The organism is Caulobacter sp. CCG-8, assembly GCF_037402475.1.
Taxonomy (GTDB): Bacteria; Pseudomonadota; Alphaproteobacteria; order Caulobacterales; family Caulobacteraceae; genus Caulobacter.
This window is the reverse complement of sequence record NZ_JBBEUD010000032.1, coordinates 1-17,276: the sequence shown is the minus strand read 5'-3', so window position 1 is coordinate 17,276 and position 17,276 is coordinate 1. Positions and strand designations below refer to the sequence as shown.

The 17,276-nt window shown below is 69.1% G+C and carries 18 protein-coding genes; 6 read left to right on the top strand and 12 right to left on the bottom strand.

Annotated elements, in window-relative coordinates; translation table 11 throughout:
* Nucleotides 1-19: 19 nt before the first annotated feature.
* Complete coding sequence (locus tag WAE60_RS22610; protein ID WP_337688957.1) at nucleotides 20-1,639, top strand: long-chain fatty acid--CoA ligase; 1,620 nt, start codon at nucleotides 20-22, stop codon at nucleotides 1,637-1,639.
* Nucleotides 1,640-1,772: 133 nt separating this feature from the next.
* Here the strand turns inward: WAE60_RS22610 and WAE60_RS22605 are convergent, their stop codons facing one another.
* The 6 genes from WAE60_RS22605 to obgE all read right to left on the bottom strand — a co-directional run bounded on the left by WAE60_RS22605 (nucleotide 1,773) and on the right by obgE (nucleotide 7,543).
* On the bottom strand, nucleotides 1,773-3,878 hold the full coding sequence (locus tag WAE60_RS22605) for a catalase (RefSeq protein ID WP_337688956.1): 2,106 nt from the start codon (nucleotides 3,876-3,878) through the stop codon (nucleotides 1,773-1,775).
* A gap of 96 nt (nucleotides 3,879-3,974) precedes the next feature.
* Nucleotides 3,975-4,463: a GNAT family N-acetyltransferase gene (locus WAE60_RS22600; RefSeq protein ID WP_029911024.1), complete on the bottom strand. Its 489-nt coding sequence runs from the start codon at nucleotides 4,461-4,463 to the stop codon at nucleotides 3,975-3,977.
* The gene (locus tag WAE60_RS22595; protein ID WP_337688953.1) at nucleotides 4,460-4,861 is read right to left on the bottom strand and encodes an SRPBCC family protein; all 402 of its coding nucleotides are present in this window, start codon (nucleotides 4,859-4,861) and stop codon (nucleotides 4,460-4,462) included. Before WAE60_RS22595 ends, WAE60_RS22600 begins: the two co-directional genes overlap by 4 nt.
* A gap of 68 nt (nucleotides 4,862-4,929) precedes the next feature.
* Complete coding sequence (locus WAE60_RS22590; protein WP_029911018.1) at nucleotides 4,930-5,346, bottom strand: DUF3574 domain-containing protein; 417 nt, start codon at nucleotides 5,344-5,346, stop codon at nucleotides 4,930-4,932.
* The gene (gene proB / locus WAE60_RS22585) at nucleotides 5,346-6,479 is read right to left on the bottom strand and encodes a glutamate 5-kinase (protein ID WP_029911015.1); all 1,134 of its coding nucleotides are present in this window, start codon (nucleotides 6,477-6,479) and stop codon (nucleotides 5,346-5,348) included. The genes WAE60_RS22590 and proB overlap by 1 nt, the downstream gene beginning before the upstream one ends.
* A complete protein-coding gene (obgE, locus tag WAE60_RS22580) occupies nucleotides 6,479-7,543 on the bottom strand; it encodes a GTPase ObgE (RefSeq protein WP_029911012.1) in 1,065 nt (354 codons plus the stop codon). The genes proB and obgE overlap by 1 nt, the downstream gene beginning before the upstream one ends.
* A 321-nt stretch (nucleotides 7,544-7,864) precedes the next feature.
* Here obgE and WAE60_RS22575 point away from each other — a divergent pair, with 321 nt between their 5' ends.
* Nucleotides 7,865-8,710, top strand: a complete 846-nt coding sequence (locus WAE60_RS22575; RefSeq protein ID WP_231499435.1) for a hypothetical protein — start codon at nucleotides 7,865-7,867, stop codon at nucleotides 8,708-8,710.
* A 3-nt stretch (nucleotides 8,711-8,713) separates the two neighbouring features.
* On the opposite strand, the gene WAE60_RS22570 is transcribed toward WAE60_RS22575, so the two are convergent.
* The 3 genes from WAE60_RS22570 to rplU all read right to left on the bottom strand — a co-directional run bounded on the left by WAE60_RS22570 (nucleotide 8,714) and on the right by rplU (nucleotide 10,349).
* Complete coding sequence (locus WAE60_RS22570) at nucleotides 8,714-9,247, bottom strand: GNAT family N-acetyltransferase (protein WP_029911006.1); 534 nt, start codon at nucleotides 9,245-9,247, stop codon at nucleotides 8,714-8,716.
* Nucleotides 9,248-9,468: 221 nt separating this feature from the next.
* Nucleotides 9,469-9,738, bottom strand: coding sequence for a 50S ribosomal protein L27 (gene rpmA, locus WAE60_RS22565; protein WP_029911003.1), 270 nt, complete (start codon nucleotides 9,736-9,738; stop codon nucleotides 9,469-9,471).
* Nucleotides 9,739-9,770: 32 nt separating this feature from the next.
* A complete protein-coding gene (gene rplU / locus WAE60_RS22560) occupies nucleotides 9,771-10,349 on the bottom strand; it encodes a 50S ribosomal protein L21 (protein WP_029911000.1) in 579 nt (192 codons plus the stop codon).
* Between the two features lie 326 nt (nucleotides 10,350-10,675).
* Here rplU and WAE60_RS22555 point away from each other — a divergent pair, with 326 nt between their 5' ends.
* Both WAE60_RS22555 and WAE60_RS22550 read left to right on the top strand, forming a co-directional pair.
* Nucleotides 10,676-11,302 carry a hypothetical protein gene (locus WAE60_RS22555; RefSeq protein WP_029910997.1) on the top strand — a complete coding sequence of 209 codons (627 nt, stop codon included), beginning with the start codon at nucleotides 10,676-10,678 and terminating at the stop codon, nucleotides 11,300-11,302.
* 185 nt (nucleotides 11,303-11,487) lie between these two features.
* Nucleotides 11,488-12,576, top strand: a complete 1,089-nt coding sequence (locus tag WAE60_RS22550) for a GTP-binding protein (RefSeq protein WP_029910994.1) — start codon at nucleotides 11,488-11,490, stop codon at nucleotides 12,574-12,576.
* 190 nt (nucleotides 12,577-12,766) lie between these two features.
* Here the strand turns inward: WAE60_RS22550 and WAE60_RS22545 are convergent, their stop codons facing one another.
* A complete protein-coding gene (locus WAE60_RS22545; RefSeq protein ID WP_337688945.1) occupies nucleotides 12,767-13,207 on the bottom strand; it encodes a biopolymer transporter ExbD in 441 nt (146 codons plus the stop codon).
* Nucleotides 13,208-13,379: 172 nt separating this feature from the next.
* Nucleotides 13,380-13,829, bottom strand: a complete 450-nt coding sequence (locus tag WAE60_RS22540) for a biopolymer transporter ExbD (protein ID WP_029910987.1) — start codon at nucleotides 13,827-13,829, stop codon at nucleotides 13,380-13,382.
* A 246-nt stretch (nucleotides 13,830-14,075) separates the two neighbouring features.
* On the opposite strand from WAE60_RS22540, the gene WAE60_RS22535 reads away from it, so the two are divergent.
* Entirely contained in the window at nucleotides 14,076-15,083 is a 1,008-nt protein-coding gene (locus WAE60_RS22535; protein ID WP_029910984.1) for a hypothetical protein, read from the top strand.
* Between the two features lie 147 nt (nucleotides 15,084-15,230).
* On the opposite strand, the gene WAE60_RS22530 is transcribed toward WAE60_RS22535, so the two are convergent.
* Nucleotides 15,231-15,974, bottom strand: a complete 744-nt coding sequence (locus WAE60_RS22530; RefSeq protein ID WP_337688942.1) for a copper homeostasis protein CutC — start codon at nucleotides 15,972-15,974, stop codon at nucleotides 15,231-15,233.
* A 72-nt stretch (nucleotides 15,975-16,046) separates the two neighbouring features.
* On the opposite strand from WAE60_RS22530, the gene WAE60_RS22525 reads away from it, so the two are divergent.
* The gene (locus WAE60_RS22525) at nucleotides 16,047-17,072 is read left to right on the top strand and encodes a N(4)-(beta-N-acetylglucosaminyl)-L-asparaginase (RefSeq protein WP_337688940.1); all 1,026 of its coding nucleotides are present in this window, start codon (nucleotides 16,047-16,049) and stop codon (nucleotides 17,070-17,072) included.
* The last annotated feature ends 204 nt before the right edge of the window (nucleotides 17,073-17,276 follow it).

The following is a 17,276-nucleotide window of genomic DNA, read 5'->3' as shown; positions in this document are numbered from 1 at the left end:
AGAAAAGGGAGGAGCAGGCATGATCCCGGGCCTGATGCAGACCGCGCCGCTGCTGATCAGCGGCATCGTGACCTACGCCGCCCAGGCCCACGGCGGGCGCGAGATCGTCTCCAAGCTGATCGACGAGCCCAACTGGCGCTACGACTATGCGGGCCTCCTCCGCCGCTCGGCCCAGCTGGCCCACGCCCTGGCCCGCCTGGGCGTGGGGCCCGGCGACCGGGTCACCTCCCTGGCCTGGAACACCCACCGGCACCTGGAACTGTTCTACGCCATCCCCGGGATCGGCGCGGTGCTGCACACGGCCAATCCGCGCCTGTTCGACGAGCAGATCGTCTACACGATCAACCACGCCGAAAGCGCGGTGCTGGCCTATGACCGGAACTTCGCCGAGCTGGTCGACCGGATCGCCCCGCAGCTCACCACGGTGAAGACCTTCGTCATGCTGTCGAGCCCGGAGCGGACGATCCCCGGCCAGGTCGGCGCCCTGTCCTACGAGGCCCTGATCGCCGGCGAGCCCGCGACGATCGACTGGCCGAGCTTCGACGAGAACGCCGGCGCCTTCCTCTGCTACACCTCGGGCACGACGGGCGATCCCAAGGGGGTGCTCTATTCGCATCGCGCCGTGGTGCTGCACGCCATGGCGGGCGGCCTGAACAGCGCGTTCGGCTTCACCGCCTTCGACGTGGTGATGCCCTGCTCCAGCCTCTACCACGCCACCGCCTGGGGCGTGCCGTTCAGCGCCCCGATCTGCGGGACCAAGCTGGTCCTGCCCGGCGACAAGATGGACGGCGCGGCGCTGCACGACCTGATCCAGGGCGAGGGCGTCACCTTCACCGGCGGGGTGCCGACCATCTGGACGATGTACCTGGACTGGCTGGAGAAGACCGGCCAGCGGCCGGACACCCTCAAGCGGGTCGTGATCGGCGGCAGCGCCGTGCCGCGCGCCATGGCCGAGACCTTCAAGACCCAGTACGGCGTCGACGTGCTGCAGATCTGGGGCATGACCGAGACCTGCCCGATCGGCGTGGTCGCCACCCCCACCCCGTCCCTGGCCGCCCTGGGCGAGGACGCCATGAACGACGCCATCTGGACCCGCCAGGGCCGGCTGCAGTTCGGCATCGAGCTGCGGGTCGAGACCGACGACGGCCAGGCCGCCCCGCGCGACGGCGAGACCTCGGGCGCCCTGAAGGTGCGCGGCCCCTGGGTGGTGCGGCGCTACTTCCGCAAGGACCAGGACGCGGCCCAGGCCGACGGCTGGTTCGACACCGGCGACATCGCCACCCTGGACGAGCACGGCTTCATGCGCATCACCGACCGCCAGAAGGACGTCATCAAGTCGGGCGGCGAATGGATCAGCTCGATCGACCTGGAGAACATCGCCGCCGGCTGCCCGGGCGTGAAGATCGCCGCCGTGATCGGCGTCCCCCATCCCAAGTGGGAGGAGCGACCGCTGCTGGTGATCGAGGCGCACGACGGCGCGTCGGTGGGCAAGGCCGAGGTGCTGGACTATCTGGCGCCGCGGATCGTGAAGTGGTGGACCCCGGACGACGTGGTCTTCGCCCCGGTGCCGCTGACCGCGACGGGCAAGATCGACAAGAAGGTGCTGCGGGAGGCCTGGCGGGGGCATTTGATGGGCTAGAGCGGCGAACACTTGCCCCCTACGGACCGCTTCGCGGTCGTCTTCCCCCACAGGGGGAAGAGCGCTCCGCCCCCTACGGGGGCGGACAGGCGGCGAAGCCGCCAGGTGGGGGCAAGTGGGTGCGCCGTAGCCTCTAAGCCAGCGTCCGCACCTTCGGCTCCCGATCCCAGAACCGCTTGGCGGCCGCGGCGATGAAGTCGGCGCCCAGGCCCACGACGCCCTCGTCCGGCTCCACGCCCGCCTTGTCCAGCAGCGGCCTGGCGGCGTCCGTCGCGCCGATGGCCTTGAGATGCCCGAAGGCGTCCATGACGAACTGTACGGCGGCAGCTTCCTTGAGCAGGGCCGCGCAGCCGGTGTCGGACAGCACCAGGGCGACGGCGTCCACCGTCACCGAGGGCGTGCCCGCTAGCTGGCCGTCGGCCGGGATCAGCGTCCCGTCCGCGCCCTTGGCCCCTCCGATCTTCGGCGCGATGACCTTGGCGACCGCACCCGCCTTCCTGATCGCCGCCTTCAGCTTGTCGACCGCCGCGCCGTCGGAACCGTCGGCGATCAGGACGCCGATCACGTGGCCCTTGATGTCCTGGGGCGCGCGCGGGCCGTTGACGATCCGCAGGGCCGGCGACGGGTCCAGGTCCTGCACCGCCACGGCCGACTTCGAGGCCTTGGGCACGGGCATGTTCAGGCCCGCCCCCACGCGCTTGGCCAGGTCCGGATCGACATTGACCAGGTTGCCCATCATCCGGGTCCGCACCGCCTCGATGCCCACCTTCGACAGCTCGAACACCAGGGCCGAGGCCAGGTGGGCCTGTTCGGCGGGGTCCAGCGACCGGAAGAACAGCCGCGCCTGGCTGTAGTGGTCGGCGAAGCTCTCGGGCCGGATCCGCAGCTTGTCGCCCTGCTCGTTGTCGCCGTCGGCCGCCCCGAAGGTCTTGAAGCCGGTCACCGGGCATTCGCGCGGGCCGCCGATCTCGCCGGCCGTCTCGGCCAGGCTGTTGGGCTCGTAGTTGGCGCGGCCCTTGGGCTGCAACATCTGCATCTGCCCGTCGCGCTGGAAGTTCATCACCGGGCACTTGGGCGCGTTGATCGGGATCTGGTGGAAGTTGGCCGTGCCCAGCCGGCTCTTCTGGGTGTCGAGGTAGCTGAACAGCCGCCCCTGCAGCAGGGGGTCGTTGGTGAAGTCGACGCCCGGCACGATGTTGCCCGGGCAATAGGCCACCTGCTCGGTCTCGGCGAAGAAGTTGTCCGGCCAGCGGTCCAGCACCATTCGGCCGACGATGCGCACCGGCAGAACCTCCTCGGGGATGATCTTGGTCGGGTCCAGCACGTCGAAAGGCAGGCTGTCGGCGAAGGCCTGGTCGAAGGTCTGCAGGCCCAGCTCCCATTCGGGGAAGTCGCCGCGCTGGATCGCCTCGAACAGGTCGCGGCGCTGGAAGTCCGGATCGGCGCCGGCCAGCTTCACCGCCTCGTCCCAGATCGTCGAGGCCACGCCCTGCTTGGGCTTCCAGTGGAACTTGACGAAGGTCGACTTGCCGGCCGCGTTGACCAGTCGGAAGGTGTGGACGCCGAAACCCTCCATCGTGCGCAGCGAGCGCGGGATGGTCCGGTCGCTCATGGCCCACATGATCATGTGGGTGCTCTCGGGCATCAGGCTGATGAAGTCCCAGAAGGTGTCGTGGGCGCTGGCGGCCTGCGGGTAGCCGCGATCGGCCTCCATCTTCACCGAATGGACCAGGTCCGGGAACTTCATGGCGTCCTGGATGAAGAACACCGGGATGTTGTTGCCCACCAGGTCCCAGTTACCTTCCTGGGTGTAGAACTTCACGGCGAAGCCGCGCACGTCGCGCGGGGTGTCGACGCTGCCCGCGCCGCCGGCCACGGTCGAAAAGCGGGTGAAGACCGGGGTCTTCTCGCCGGCCCGCTGGAAGAGGTCGGCCTTGGTCAGGTCGGCCAGCGACTCGTAGAGCTCAAAGAAGCCGTGGGCGGCCGAGCCGCGGGCGTGGACGATCCGCTCGGGGATCCGTTCGTGGTCGAAGTGGAAGATCTTCTCGCGAAGGACGAAGTCCTCCAGCAGCACCGGCCCGCGCTCGCCGCTCTTCAGCTGGTTCTGGTTGTCGGAGACCCGGATGCCCTGGTTGGTGGTCAGGTGGCCCTCGGGGCTGTGGGGGCCCTTTTCCGGCACGTGCTGATGGGTCTCGCCGCCGGCGCCCACCTCGGTCTTGAAGTCCTGCTGATCGGCCATGGCCCGTCTTCCCTGGATGCGACGGGGATGACGCCCAGCCCCGCGTTGGCAACGGGAACGCCTCGGCGGTCGAAAGGGCGCAAGCGGGGCCGGAGTTTAATCCTCCGCCTGGAATTTTAGCCGCCAGCTCTCCGACACCAGTCCCTGGCCGAAGCCGTCATAGGGCCAGCTGTCCTCCAGCACGAACCCGTGGCGGGCGTAGAGCCGCCGGGCGGGCAGCAGGTTGCTCTGGGTCCAGAGGATGATCTCGGCGTAGCCCGCCGTCCGGGCGTAGCTCAGGCATTCGCGGATCAGGGTCTCGCCGACGCCCAGGCCCCGCGCCGACGGCTCGACCAGCAGCAGGCGCAGGCGGCCGACCGTGTCGCTCTCGCGGGCCAGCATGATAGAGCCGACCGAGCGGCCCGCATGCTCGGCGATCCAGCAGGCCTCGCGGGCCGGGTCGAAGGTCTTGACGTAGTCGGACACCACCCCGGCCACCACGCCCTCGAACCGGGCGTCCCAGCCCTGTTCCTCCGCGTACAGAAGACCGTGCCGCTGGACGATCCAGCCGAAGTCGCCGGGTCGCGGGGCGCGCAGGCTGATCATGACTCCAGCAGGGCCTTGAGCCTGGCCAGGTCGGCGGAGACCATCCCCTGGTCGCGCGCGAAGGTGGCGTCGTCCATGCCGGGGACGCGGAAGAGGGTCAGGGTCACCTCGGCCCCGTCGCCGTTGGCCACCACCCGCAGCGGGATGCTGATCTCGGTCCCGTCCGCCAGGGTCACCCAGTGGTCCAGGACGCCGTAGGGGTTCTGCGGCGAGAACCGCACGTGGACGTCGCCGTCGGGGCCGTGGGCCACCCAGCGGTCGCCGTCGCGGGTCAGGCCCGCGCCCAGGCCGGCGGCCCATTGCGGGAAGCTCTCGGGCCGATGGGCGAAGGCGTAGACCTCGGCGGCCGGGCGCGCGATCGACACGGTCATCGGGCGGACTTCGAACAGGGTGGTCATGCCAGGTCTCCTACCGCGCCTCCCCGGTACGATCATCGCCCGGCCGTCGAAAGGCCGTCAACCGGGCCTCAGAACCCCACGCAGGCCGGCTGGGTGACCACCATCACGCCCTCCTGCGAGAACCGCCGCACATAGGCCGCGCGCACGGCCTCGATCCGGTCTTCGCCGCCGGTGCGGCCGGGCAGGGCCAGCATGACGATCTTCGACGGCTCGCGCACGATCGGGCCGGCGTTCGAGCGCCACTGGCCGGCGGCGTCCAGCACGGTCAGGCCGTCGGGGAATCGCGGGGTCAGCTCCTCGTCGACGAAGCGGGCGAAGTCGACCTCGGAGACGCCGACCTGGTCGCCGATCTTGCGGCCGAAGCCCAGCTGGACCAGGCGGCCGGGGCTCTGGCCGACCGGACACGTCGGGGCGGGCGCCAGGCTGGCGCAGCTGGAGAGAAGCGTCGCGCCGACCGCCAGGGTCAGGAGCGCGACCCGGCCCATCAGCCGCCCACCGCCAGGTCGTCGGCGTGGATCATCGGGCCTTCGGTGAAGCCCAGCTCGGCCTCGATGGCGTCGCTGCGCAGGCCGGCGATCTTGTGGGCGTCGGCGCTGTCGTAGCGGACCAGGCCCCGGGCCACCTCGCGGCCGGTCTCGTCGCGGACGCGCACGGCGTCGCCCTTGTCGAACGGCCCCTCGACGGCGCGGACCCCGGCGGCCAGCAGGCTCTTGCCGCTGGCCAGGGCGACCGCGGCGCCGGCGTCGACGGTCAGCCAGCCCTGGGGGGCCAGCGAGCCGGCGATCCAGGCCTTGTAGGCGGCGGCGGGCGAGGCGCCGGCCTCGATCACCGTGGCCAGGGCCCCGTCCTCGATGGCCTGCAGCGGCGCGGGGCGCGAGCCCAGGGTGATCAGGGTGGCGCAGCCGGCGGCCCGGGCGATGCGGGCGGCGGCGATCTTGGTGGCCATGCCGCCGGTGCCGACCCCGGCCGAGGCGTTGGCCCCCTCGGCCATGGCGGCGATCTCCGGCGTGATCTCGGCGACCCGTTCGATGTGGGTGGCCGAGGGATCGCGGCGCGGGTCGGCGGTGTAGAGGCCGTCGATGTCGGACAGCAGCACCAGCAGGTCGGCGCCGACCATCTGGGCCACGCGGGCGGCCAGGCGGTCGTTGTCGCCGTAGCGGATCTCCTCGGTCACCACCGTGTCGTTCTCGTTGACCACGGGCACGACGTTCAGGGCGATCAGGGTCTCGGCGGTGGCGCGGGCGTTCAGCCAGCGGCGGCGCACCTCGGTGTCGTCGCGGGTCAGCAGGATCTGGGCGGCGCCGACGCCGTGCGGCTCCAGCGCCTCCTCCCAGGCCCGCATCAGCACCGACTGGCCGGCGGCGGCGGCGGCCTGCTTCTCGGGCAGGGTCAGGGACTTGCGGCCGGTCAGGCCCAGGCGCCTGCGGCCCAGGGCCACGGCCCCGGACGACACCACCACCACCTGCTGCCCCCGGGCCCGCAGCCGGGCGACGTCGGCGCAGAAGGCGTCCAGCCAGGCGCGGTCCGCCGCGCCGGTGGCGGCGTCGACCAGCAGGGCCGAGCCGACCTTGAAGACGATGCGCTTGGCGCGGCTGAGCGCTCCCCCCGACGCCGACATCAGGGCTTCCAGCCCCCGGGGGTCTCCTCGATGTGGTCCTCGTCGTCCTCGATCTCCTCGATCGCGTCGCCGCGACGGATGCGCACCTGGGTGTAGGCGGCGCGCAGGAGCTCGGTGACGCCTTCGCCGGAGACGCCGGAGACCAGCATCGGCTTGATCCCCGCCACGGCCTCGAGCTCGGCGGCCTTGGCCGCGCGGGTCTCGTCGTCCAGGGCGTCGACCTTGTTCAGGGCCAGGATCTCGGACTTGTCGGCCAGCTCGTCGCCATAAGCTTCCAGCTCGCCGCGGATCGTGGTCCAGGCGCCGGCGATGTCGTCCTGGGTGGCGTCCACCAGGTGGATCAGCACCGCCGAGCGCTCGACGTGGCCCAGGAACCGGGTGCCCAGGCCCGCGCCCTCGCTGGCGCCCTCGATCAGGCCGGGGATGTCGGCCATGACGAAGCGCTCGCTGGTCGACAGGTCGACCATGCCCAGGTTCGGGGTCAGGGTGGTGAACGGATAGTCGGCGATCTTCGGCTTGGCGGCGCTGGCGGCGGCCAGGAAGGTCGACTTGCCGGCGTTGGGCAGGCCGACCAGGCCGACGTCGGCGATCAGCTTCAGCCGCAGCCAGACCCACAGCTCCTCGCCCTCCTGGCCGGGATTGGCGTACTTCGGGGCCTGGTTGACCGGGCCCTTGAAGTGCAGGTTGCCCCAGCCGCCGTTGCCGCCCTTGGCCAGGCGCAGGGTCATGCCGGCGGTGTCGAGGTCGGCGATCAGGGTCTCCTTGTCCTCCTCCAGCACCTGGGTGCCGACGGGGACCTTCAGGATCACGTCCTCGCCCGCCGCGCCGTGGCGCTGGCGGCCCATGCCGTGCACGCCCGTGCCGGCCTTGAAGTGTTGCTGATAGCGGTAGTCGATCAGGGTGTTGAGGCCCTCGACCGCCTCGATCCAAACATCGCCGCCTCGGCCGCCGTCCCCGCCGTCGGGGCCGCCGTATTCGATGTACTTCTCGCGTCGGAACGAGACCGCGCCGCCGCCGCCGTTTCCGGAGCGGACATAGATTTTGCACTGGTCCAAGAATTTCATGAGCGTCTTTTGTCGTAAGGCGGCGTGTCCGTCGAGCCGAAACCGGTCTACGGCAAAGCCTCGCCGCGTTCAGGCTCGGTCTTTTGTCGTCTAGGCGACACTTTGACGCGTCGAACCGCGTTCGTCATCGTGACGAAATGTTAAAAGAGATCATGCGACAAACGACCTCATGAGGAAGCCGACAGGACCATTGCGCGGGGAGGGCTGGCGTTGACGACGACAATTACTGACGCCGATTTTGCGCATGATCTGCAGGATCTGACGCTGCCGACCCTGTGTCGGAAGTACACCCACGAGGCGTCGCTGCATCGGAACATGCTGATGAGCCGGGGCACGGGCCTGGCGCCCGAATGGCGCGACTTCCGCGCCTTCCTGACCGCCATCGGCCGCCGCCCCACCGAAGAGCACGACTTCGTCCTGCTCAATCGCCACGAACGCACCTACGGCCCCGGACGGGCCCGCTGGATGACGCCCGACGAACAGGCCGTCCACGAGGAAGAGTTCGACCGCCAGCAGGCCGCCAAGAGCCGCGAAACCCATCAGCTGATGCACCAGGCCGCGGCGATGAAGCGCGCCAGCGCGCCCAACGCCGCCAACTTCGGCCAGTGGACCCCGATGGCCGGCCGCCAGGTCTCCTATACCGAGGTGGCCAAGCGCCTGGCGATCCCGATCGGCGCCCTGAACAAGACCATGGCCGACGGCCGCACGGCCGACGAACTGGTCAAGCGCTCGGGCTCGGCCCAGGAGCTGATCAATCCGGACCTGCAGTGGCTGCCGCCGGACCCGACCCGCAAGGCCAACTTCTTCGAGGCCTTCCGCATCTGGCACATGCAGGTGCAGCCGCAGTTCGCCCGCGCCGCGACGCCGACCTTCCTGTTCCTGTTCATCGCCCTGCCCGTGATGCGGGAATGCCGCGACGAGCTGATGGCCCTGAACCTCTGGAACCCGTTGGGCCAGCGCGCCATGAACGCGCGCGACGGCCACGTGGCGTGGAAGAAGTACTGCGAGTTCATGCCCCGGGCGCAGGTGGCGATGATGGAGATCCCCATCTACGCGACCTATTCGCTGCTCAGCGACCTGGACGCCCTGTGCGAACGGATCATCGTCGCCGAGAAGCGCTTCCGCGAAGGCCCGCAGAAGACCATCGCCACGCACCGCGCGGCCTAGGCCTCACGCCAGCCACACCATCATCCGGGTGTCCACCGGCTCGCCGCGGGCGACCGAGGGCTTGGTCTCGACCACGCCCGTGTACAGGAAGCCGGCCTTGACCAGCACCTGGCCCGACGCCGGGTTGTCGGCGAAATGGCCGGCGACGACCACCTTCTTGCGCCAATCAGCCTTGGCCCAGGCCATGGCCCCCTGGACGGCTTCCGTCGCCAGGCCGCGGCCCCAGTAGGGCCGGCCGATCCAGTAGCCGATCTCCAGGTGGCCGACGGGCGGGGTGAAGAAGCCCAGCACCCCGACCACGCCGGTGTCCTCCAAGTCGATCACGAAGGTGGCGTCCCTGCCCCGGTCCTGGACCTGGCAGCGGGCCACGAAGCCGTCGGCCTCGGCCTGGCTGTAGGGCCAGGGCATGCGGGTGGTCATCTTGGCGATCGCATAGTCGCCGCACAGCGCCGCGATCCGCGGCGCGTCGTCGGCTTCAGGAGCCCGCAGCGTCAGCCGCCGCGTCTCGATGATCGGACTCTTCTCGATCACGCACATGTCTTGGTTACGCACCTGGGCGCGCCTCCCGTTCTCGGTCCTTCTAGGTGGGGACCGTGACGCTCGGATTTCAGGCCTGGGGTCCTTTTGCGGCCAGGAAATTTCGAGCGCGGACAAAACAAAAGCGGGGAGCCCGGCGTCCGGACTCCCCGCTTAGGTTTCGTCTGTCCGGATCGTCTTTCTTGGAGGAAAGCGCGACCCGGATCTCTACGAGGTTCGCGCTATTCGGCGGCCTGGGCCACCGGAGCCACGTTCACGTAGGTCCGATTGTTGCGCTTGGTGACAAAGCCCACCGCACCTTCGACGAGCGCGAAGAGGGTATGGTCCTTGCCCATGCCCACGCCGGCGCCCGGCCAGAACTTGGTGCCGCGTTGACGGATGATGATGTTGCCGGCGGCGACCTTCTGGCCACCGAACTTCTTCACGCCAAGACGACGGCCAGCCGAGTCGCGACCGTTGCTGGACGAACCACCAGATTTCTTGTGAGCCATTGTGCTCTCCTGATCCTTAGAGGCGCAGCCGCTTAGGCTTCGCCGTCTTCCTTGGCGGCGGCCTTCTTAGGCGCGGCCTTCTTCTTCGGGGCGGCGGTCGGTTCGGCGTGCTCGACGACGACGGCTTCCACCTTGGCGGACGACTTCGAGGCCTTCTTGGCGACGGTCTCGACTTCAACCTTGGCCGGGGTGACCGGAGCCACGGCGGCGACGGCGGCGTCGCCCAGGCCGCGAGCGCGCGCGTTCAGGATGACCTTCGGGGTCAGGTCGACCGTGCCGTCCCACTTGCTGGTCTTGCCGGCGCCGGCGACCGAGGTCACGCGGATGACCGACTCGGTCTGGCGGTGACCGCGGGTGCGGCGATAGCCCTGACGGCGGATCTTCTTGAAGATCTTCACCTTCTCGCCCTTGCGGGTTTCGATCAGGGTGCCGGAGACGACAGCGCCGTCCACCGTGGGGGCGCCGACCGTCACGGCCTCGCCTTCGCCAAGCATCAGGACTTCGCCGAAAGCGACTTCCGAGCCCGGTTCACCGTCGAGCTTTTCGACAACCAGCAGATCGCCGGCTTGGACCCGGTACTGCTTGCCGCCGGTTTTGATCACCGCGTACATAGGTTAGCGCCTTAAGAAACGTGCGTTCGCAAAATGGGGAACGCCCGCTGGGAGACCCTGCGGGCGAGAGGGGCGCACTTATACCGGCGAAAGCCCCTGAGTCAACGGCGAACGGCGCCCTGACGCTTGACGAAATCCACGACGCAGCCCTAGCCGCGCCGAACGTCGGCCCGCATGGAAGTGGAGAGGGGCGAAGCTTTGGAGGTCCCGCCCCGCCTCGCGCCTCGCGTACGGGGAATCAGGAGCCCCCGCCGGCGCGGTCCGATGCGCGGCTCCATGAAGAGAGCCTCTGGTATGTTACTTTATAACAGGCTATAGCCGCAGACGTGAACACGACCTTCTTCGCCTCCGTCGCCGCCACCGGGTTCGTCGTGGCCTTCCTGCATGCGGCCTTGCCCACGCACTGGCTGCCGTTCGTGCTGGTGGGCCGCGCCCAGAAATGGACGACGGGGCGGACCCTGGGCGTCACCCTGCTGGCGGGCCTGGGCCATGTGGGCCTGACCATCGTGCTGGGCCTGGCCGTGGTGGCCGCGGGCCTGGTGGCCCAGCCGCACCTGGGCGATTCCTTCCATTGGGTGGTCGGCGGGCTGATGGCGGCGCTGGGCGTCTTCTATCTGGTCAAGGGCCGGCACAAGCACGCGACCCTGGAGACCGGCCGCAAGTTCGCCTCCGACCGCGCCGCCATCACCGCCCTGGTGGTGTTGCTGACCCTGTCGCCGTGCGAGGCCTTCCTTCCTTATTATCTGGCGGGGATGGAGCACGGCGTGGCCGGCTTCCTGACCCTTTCGGCGGTGCTGCTGGCGGCCACCTCGGCCGGCATGCTGATCTTCACGGGCCTGAGCCTGGCCGGCTTCAACCGCCTGGGCCTGGCTCGGCTGGAACAGTACGAGGAGCTGATCCTGGGCGGCGCGCTGATCGTGATCGGCGCGGCGGTGGCGTTCCTCAAGACCTAGACTTCTTGATCCGCTCATCCCGGCGAACGCCGGGACCCGGATGGAATGGCTTTGAGGTGGGTTCCTTGAACGCGGCGCTCATCCCGTCAGATTCCCCGCTTTAGGATCTGGGTCCCGGCGTTCGCCGGGATGAGCGGCGTTTGGAGGTGCTTCCACCGAGGCCTCTTCACACCTAAATAGCGGCCATGACCGACACCACATCCAATTCCGGCAAGATCCCCGTCACCGTGCTGACCGGCTATCTCGGCGCCGGCAAGACCACCCTCCTCAACCGCATCCTCACCGAGGAGCACGGCAAGCGCTACGCCGTGATCGTCAACGAGTTCGGCGAGGTGGGCATCGACAACGACCTGGTGGTCGGCGCCGACGAGGAAGTGTTCGAGATGAACAACGGCTGCGTCTGCTGCACGGTGCGCGGCGACCTGATCCGCGTCCTCCAGGGCCTGATGAAACGGAAGGGCGGCTTCGACGCCATCGTGGTCGAGACCACGGGCCTGGCCGATCCCGGCCCGGTGGCCCAGACCTTCTTCGTCGACGACGACGTCAAGGCCCGCACCTATCTGGACTCGGTCACCGCCGTGGTCGACGCCAAGCACATCCTGCTGCGGCTTTCCGATTCCAAGGAAGCGGTCGAGCAGATCGCCTTCGCCGACCAGATCGTGCTGAACAAGACCGACCTGGTCTCGGAAGACGACCTGCGCCACGTCGAGGCCCGTATCAAGCGCATCAACCCGCTGGCCCCGATCCACCGCGCCCAGCGCTCGAACGTCCCGCTCGAGACCATCATCGGCAAGCACAGCTTCGACCTGGAGCGGATCACCGAGCTGGAGCCGGAGTTCCTGAACCCGGCCCACGGCGAGGACGGCCACGTCCACGACGAGCACTGCGGCCATGATCACCATCACCACGACCATGATCATGACCACCACGGTCACGACCACCATCACCACCATGACCACAAGAGCGACATCCACGACGACGGCGTGAAGGGCATATCCCTGACGCTGGACAAGCCGGTGGACGGCCAGAAGATCACCGCCTGGCTCAACGACCTCTTGGCCCGCCGCGGCGTCGACATCCTGCGCGCCAAGGGCATCATCGACGTGAAGGGCGAGGAGCGCCGTCTGGTGTTCCAGGCCGTGCACATGATCCTGGAAGGCGACTTCCAGCGCCCGTGGACCGACAAGGACAAGCGCTACAGCCGCATGGTGTTCATCGGCCGCGACCTGGACGAGGCCGAACTGAAGGCCGGTTTCGAGGCGACGGCGGCTTAGGAAGGCTCACACCGACTTGCCCCCACCTGACGGCTTCGCCGTCTGTCCGCCCCCATAGGGGGCGGAGCCTACCCGCGAGGCTCTTCCCCCTCTGGGGGAAGACGATCGCGAAGCGATCCGTAGGGGGCAAGTGTTCGCCCGCACAAGTCAGAAAGCCCCGGACCATCGGCACGGGGCTTTCTCGTAATGCCTAGCGAATATCCTCGTTCACGATCCCGATCTGGGTCCAGCCCTCGGCGTGGACCTTGTCGATCACGCCCATCAGCGCCTCGTAGGGCACGTCGGCCTGGGCGCTGACCATCAGGCGCTGGTCCTTGCGCGGGCCGGTCTGGCCGTCGGCGGCGAACCGGGCGCTGACGTCGCCGGCCAGGGTGTCCAGCCGCGTGGGCTGGCCGGCCAGGTACAGGGCGCCCGAATTCTGGATCGAGATCAGCACCGGCGGCTTGGGCGGGACGTCCGTCTTGCGGGCCGGCGGCATGTCGAGCTTGATCGAGGTGGTGGCCATGGGCACGGCGACCATGAAGATGATCAGCAGCACCAGCAGGATGTCGACGAACGGCGTGACGTTGATGTCCGCGTTCTGCCGGATCGCATAGGCCCCGCCGCCCGCCCCAGCCAGTTTCGCCGCCATGACCTGTCTCCTCTCCATGCCCCGTTCGGGATCGATTGAAGTTACAGGTGTAGTTTTCTACCGTTTCTTACGCTTGTAAAGCGCCAAGCTCCCAAGCCCTGAGACAGGCACGAAAAAGGGGCCGGACATGGCGTCCGGCCCCTGATCTTTCGCATGATCGCGGAAGAGATCCTTAGTGGATGTCTTCGTTGATCAGGCCGACCTTGTACCAGCCGGCGGTCTGCAGGGCGTTCAGCACGCCCATGAAGTCGGCATAGGTCACGTCGGCGTCGGCGCGGACCATGACGCGCTGGTCGTCCTTCGGTCCGGCCTGGCCGGTGGCCGTGAACTTGGCGTCCAGGTCGAACTGCAGGTTGTCCAGGCTCGTCTGCTTGTCGGCCACGTACAGGGCGCCCGACTTCTGGATCGAGATGAACACCGGTTCCTTCGGCTTGGGGGCGTTCGGCGGCGGCGGGGTCGCCGGCGGCAGGTCCACCTTGATCGCCACGGTCGCCATCGGCACGGCGACCATGAAGATGATCAGCAGCACGAGCAGGATGTCGACGAAGGGCGTGACGTTGATTTCGGAGTTCTGGCCGAGGGAGTAGCGACCACCACCCCCGCCAGCAAGTTTAGCCGCCATTGCCTGACTGTCTCCCAAGGGCCGCCTCTGTGGCGGTCCCGAAAAATGTTAGAGGCCACGTCTGGCGCAGACGGGCGCGGAAGTAAAGCCCGACGAGAGGCCGCGATGGCAACCCCTTTTGTGACTCTTTTTGACGGAACGCCGTTCAGGGGACGGGTTCTCCGGGCCTGGCTCGCGCCCCACGCGCATTGAGCGCGTATTGACGCCCGACTAGGCGCCCGCGTCGGGGCGCGGTATGGCGCGCGAATGATCTATTCCTTCGACGCCTACGTCACCGCCGCCCTGTTCGACCGCGCCGGTCGCGCCGCCTTCGCCCTGGGCGACGGCACGGTGCGATTCGAGAACGAGGGCGGCTTCGTCACCGTCGAGGCCCACGACGGCGCGGTGCTGGCCGCCGCCGTCCACCCCTCGGGCCGGGGAATCGTCACCGGCGGCGACGACGGCCGCGTGGTCTGGAGCCGGATCGAGGGCGACGAGGTCGCCGCCACCCTGGTGGCCGAGGTCAAGGGCCGCTGGATCGAGCACGTCGCCGCCAGCGCCGCCTCGGGCCTGATCGCCTTCACCGCCGGCAAGGAGGCCCACGTCCGCGACGTGGCCGACGCCAAGTTCCTGCGCGTCTTCCCGCACGACAAGACCGTCTCGGGCCTGGCCTTCGACCCCAAGGGCCGCCGCCTGGCCACGGTGGGCTACGGCGGCGCCTGGCTGTGGTGGGCCAAGATCGACGGCCAGAAGCCCCAGGCGCTGAAATGGGCCGGCAGCCATATCGCCGCGGTCTTCAGCCCCGACGGCAAGTTCATGGTCACGGCCATGCAGGACAACCAGCTGCACGGTTGGCGGCTGGCCGACGGCAAGGACATGCGGATGGGCGGCTATCCGTCCAAGATCAAGAGCCTGGCCTTCTTCGACAAGGGCAATCTGATGGTCACCGCCGGCGCCAACGGCGCCGTGGTCTGGCCGTTCGCCGGGTCCAACGGCCCGATGGGCAAGGAAGCGGCCGAGATCGGCTTCTCGCGCGACTCGATGGTGGTGCAGGTCGCCGGCGTCGACGCGCTGCCGGTGGCCCTCGCCGGCCAGGACAACGGCAAGATCTGGGGCGCCCACATGCGATCGGGCCGCATCGAGACCCTGAAGGCCGAAAAGGGCGCGGCGATCAGCTCGCTGTCGGTCTCGGCGGATGGGAGCCGGCTGGCCTGGGGGGATGAAGACGGCGAGGCCGGGGTGATCGCGATCCCGGCGATGGACACGCGGTTCTGATCTTCCGCTCTTAAAGTTGTCATCCCGGAAGCCTCGCAGAGGCTGTCCGGGACCCAGGGGACTGGGCGAAAGCGGTGCGGTTCACCTGGGTCCCGGACAGCGCTACGCGCTTGCGGGATGACAACCGCTAGAAATGGCGGATGAGGCTCAGAGCCCCCTAAGCGCCTCGACCACCGCCTTCACCACGGCCTCGTCCGTGTCGCGCAGGCCGTCCGGCACGAAGCCCAGCTCGTGGGCGCGGTGCTCGTGCCCCTGGGCCAGGCCCTCGACCATCGGCGCGCTGCACGAGCCGTGCACCTCGCGCACGGCGGTGCGGGCGACCAGCTCGGCCACGTTCGACGGATTGACCCCGCCGCCGGCCAGGATGGCGATGCGGCCGGCCGCCTGGCCGACCAGGGCGGCGATCATCGACGAGCCGGCCATGGCGTTCAGCGCGCCGCCCGAGGTCAGGATGCGCTCGAAGCCCAGGTCGATGGCGGTCTCCAGGGCCGCGAACGGGTCGGGCGTCAGGTCGAAGGCCCGGTGCAGGGTCACGCCCATCCCGTCGGCGTGGGCGACCAGCATGGCCAGCACATCGACATCCAGCTCGCCCGAGGGCCGGTTGGCGCCGACCACCACCCCCGCCAGCCTGGCCTTCCGCGCGGCGTCGATGTCGCGGAAGATCGCGTCCACCTCGCGGGCGTCGTAGACGAAGTCGCCGTGGCGCGGGCGGATCATCGGATAGATCGGGATCGCCGCCTCGGCCGCGATGGCCATCAGCCCCGGCGCCGGGGTCAGGCCCTGCAGGGCCAGGGCCGAGCACAGCTCGATGCGATCCGCGCCACCGGCGATCGCCGCCGCCAATCCGGCGGGCGTATCGACACAGACTTCCAGGATCACGCGGTCGGACATCTTGGCGGCTCCCAGGCTCGTGGTACGGATTCGTGACCGGCGTTCTTTTGGCGCCTTTCGGGGAGCTTACCCATGCTGAATCGTAGAGGCCTGATCGGCGCCTCGCTCGTCGGGTCGGGATTGATGGGGGGCGGCGCGGCCTCGGCGGCCGGTCCCTCGGGCGGAATCCAGCTGACCAAGCCCTGCGTGATCTCCACCTGGGACTTCGGCGTGCCGGCCAACCAGGCGGCCTGGGCGATCCTGTCGAAGGGCGGCCGGGCGCTGGACGCGGTCGAGGCCGGGGCCCGCGTGCCCGAGCAGGACCTGAAGAACCACAGCGTCGGCCGGGCCGGCTATCCCGACCGCGACGGCCACGTCTCGCTGGACGCCTCGATCATGGACGAGCACGGCGGCTGCGGCGCGGTCGCGGCCCTGGAGCACATCGCCCACCCGATCTCGGTGGCCCGAGCGGTGATGGAGAAGACCCCGCACGTCCTGCTGGTCGGGGCCGGCGCCCTGCAGTTCGCCCAGGAGCAGGGCTTTCCGCGCGAGGAACTGCTGACGCCGGAATCCCGTGCCGCCTGGGAGGCCTGGAAGAAGGAGGCCAAGTACGCGCCCAGGGCCAACAGCGAGGTCGGCGACTACGGGAAGACGTCCGGACAGCTGGGCACGCCCGGCGGCAAGGGCAATCACGACACCATCGGCATGCTGGCCCTGGACGCGGCCGGCAACCTGTCGGGCGCCTGCACCACCAGCGGCATGGCCTGGAAGCTGCGCGGCCGGGTCGGCGATTCGCCCATCGTCGGGGCCGGGCTCTATGTCGACAACGACGTCGGCGCGGCCACCTCGACGGGCGTCGGCGAGGAGGTGATCCGCAACGTCGGCTCGTTCCTGGTGGTCGAGCTGATGCGCCAGGGCCGCTCGCCCCAGGACGCCTGCAAAGAGGCCGTCGCCCGCATCCTGAAGAAGAAGCCGGACGCCAAGGACCTGCAGGTGGGCTTCCTGGCGCTGAGCAAGACGGGCCAGGTCGGCGCCTGGTCGATCCAGAAGGGCTTCAGCTACGCCCTGTGCGACGGGACGCGGCAGGACCGGCTGGAGGCGGGCGACAGCTTCTACTGAGGCGGCGTCATGTTTCCCTCTCTCTTTGAGAGAGGGAGGGGCCCATGGCGAAGCCATGGGAGGGTGAGTGGTTACACCCTCACCGAATGAAACGCGGTCGTTCGGCCGGTCTTCGACGTGAAGAGCCCCGCCTTTCAACCGTCATCCTGGGACTTGTTCCGAGGGTGACGGAGGTGGACGCGAGCGCAGGCCGGGGACATGCCC

Bases quoted from the DNA above. Each gene is read 5' to 3' on its own strand.
- WAE60_RS22570 (WP_029911006.1), bottom strand. From the start codon at position 9,247: ATGTGCGTGATCGAGAAGAGTCCGATCATCGAGACGCGGCGGCTGACG.
- WAE60_RS22535 (WP_029910984.1), top strand. From the start codon at position 14,076: ATGATCTATTCCTTCGACGCCTACGTCACCGCCGCCCTGTTCGACCGC.
- proB (WP_029911015.1), bottom strand. From the start codon at position 6,479: ATGTCGGCGTCGGGGGGAGCGCTCAGCCGCGCCAAGCGCATCGTCTTC.
- rplU (WP_029911000.1), bottom strand. From the start codon at position 10,349: ATGTACGCGGTGATCAAAACCGGCGGCAAGCAGTACCGGGTCCAAGCC.
- WAE60_RS22595 (WP_337688953.1), bottom strand. From the start codon at position 4,861: ATGACCACCCTGTTCGAAGTCCGCCCGATGACCGTGTCGATCGCGCGC.
- WAE60_RS22575 (WP_231499435.1), top strand. From the start codon at position 7,865: ATGAGCCGGGGCACGGGCCTGGCGCCCGAATGGCGCGACTTCCGCGCC.
- obgE (WP_029911012.1), bottom strand. From the start codon at position 7,543: ATGAAATTCTTGGACCAGTGCAAAATCTATGTCCGCTCCGGAAACGGC.
- WAE60_RS22610 (WP_337688957.1), top strand. From the start codon at position 20: ATGATCCCGGGCCTGATGCAGACCGCGCCGCTGCTGATCAGCGGCATC.
- WAE60_RS22600 (WP_029911024.1), bottom strand. From the start codon at position 4,463: ATGATCAGCCTGCGCGCCCCGCGACCCGGCGACTTCGGCTGGATCGTC.
- WAE60_RS22540 (WP_029910987.1), bottom strand. From the start codon at position 13,829: ATGGCGGCTAAACTTGCTGGCGGGGGTGGTGGTCGCTACTCCCTCGGC.
- rpmA (WP_029911003.1), bottom strand. From the start codon at position 9,738: ATGGCTCACAAGAAATCTGGTGGTTCGTCCAGCAACGGTCGCGACTCG.
- WAE60_RS22530 (WP_337688942.1), bottom strand. From the start codon at position 15,974: ATGTCCGACCGCGTGATCCTGGAAGTCTGTGTCGATACGCCCGCCGGA.
- WAE60_RS22550 (WP_029910994.1), top strand. From the start codon at position 11,488: ATGACCGACACCACATCCAATTCCGGCAAGATCCCCGTCACCGTGCTG.
- WAE60_RS22525 (WP_337688940.1), top strand. From the start codon at position 16,047: ATGCTGAATCGTAGAGGCCTGATCGGCGCCTCGCTCGTCGGGTCGGGA.
- WAE60_RS22590 (WP_029911018.1), bottom strand. From the start codon at position 5,346: ATGGGCCGGGTCGCGCTCCTGACCCTGGCGGTCGGCGCGACGCTTCTC.
- WAE60_RS22605 (WP_337688956.1), bottom strand. From the start codon at position 3,878: ATGGCCGATCAGCAGGACTTCAAGACCGAGGTGGGCGCCGGCGGCGAG.
- WAE60_RS22545 (WP_337688945.1), bottom strand. From the start codon at position 13,207: ATGGCGGCGAAACTGGCTGGGGCGGGCGGCGGGGCCTATGCGATCCGG.